We start from the raw sequence: 880 nt of genomic DNA, 5'->3' as shown, positions 1-880 counted from the left end.
GAGAGCCAGTTAATATTTCAACAGTTCATATTGGAACAATCTCAAGATCAATTGCGGTACCACGAGATGTAATTAGAACGGCAATGTTGTCTAATGCCTCTAGCGTTATTGTTGCACATAACCATCCAAGCGGAGAAACTACGCCTTCAAAAGAAGATATTAGTTTTACACGAGGCCTTTATCAGGCTTGTGAGTTGTTGCAAATCAAGTTGTTAGATCATCTAGTAATAGGTTTTGGTGGGGAGTATCTTTCAATGAGAGCAGAAAATATGTTTGGAGCGGCAGATAGTGAATGAGATTAACATCTTTTATACTCAAAAAGTTAAAGAAACAGTACCTAGAGAATTACAAGCGGTTTGTTGGCAGCTGCTCAATAAAAGACGACGTAACAATCAAGTGCTTGCTTTAGTTCAAAGATTCGAATTTACAATTCAGAGCCAGCAGCTGTTTTTAAAGTATGAAGATAAAAATTACAGTAAAGTGTTTGAAATCAAAAATTGCAAGCATTTGTTTAAAGGAACGCTATGGGTGATTGTTCAGTCTACCAGGGCAACGATGGTTTTTCCAGAGGAAGTTAATGAGGAGAAGAGCGAAGATGGAATTCAATAAACGACAAGCGGAAGCGATAATTGTTCAACAGTTAAGTTCTTTGTTGGATCGCAAAGTAAAAAAAGAAGAACTTGTACCTGAAACATACCTTTTACACAAAGATGAAATCATTCAAGTACCAACAATTGATGAAAAGCCATTGCCGCAAAAGGTAATGGCTTATTTTTATGGTTGTGAAAGTTATATTGGCTTTTTAATAACCGACTTGCAGCAACAGAACTTGCTGGCAGTAGGAATTTTAGATAGTAACAGTCAATTGGTTAAAAAAGGG

General features: G+C 36.5%; 3 protein-coding genes. All 3 read left to right on the top strand.

The features are described from left to right. Positions 1–296, top strand: a 296-nt coding sequence (locus tag FC19_RS09220) for a JAB domain-containing protein (RefSeq protein WP_162261193.1), incomplete at its 5' end; no start/stop codon positions are given. Then, complete coding sequence (locus tag FC19_RS09215; protein ID WP_057876680.1) at positions 289–609, top strand: DUF960 family protein; 321 nt, start codon at positions 289–291, stop codon at positions 607–609. The genes FC19_RS09220 and FC19_RS09215, both read left to right, overlap by 8 nt. Next, a partial coding sequence (locus FC19_RS09210; protein ID WP_201782321.1) for a hypothetical protein occupies positions 596–880 on the top strand: 285 nt, incomplete at its 3' end. The genes FC19_RS09215 and FC19_RS09210, both read left to right, overlap by 14 nt.

The sequence above is a fragment of the Liquorilactobacillus aquaticus DSM 21051 genome (assembly GCF_001436755.1).
GTDB lineage: Bacteria > Bacillota > Bacilli > Lactobacillales > Lactobacillaceae > Liquorilactobacillus > Liquorilactobacillus aquaticus.
Note: the sequence above shows the minus strand (reverse complement) of the source record. Positions and strands in the feature narration are given on the sequence as shown.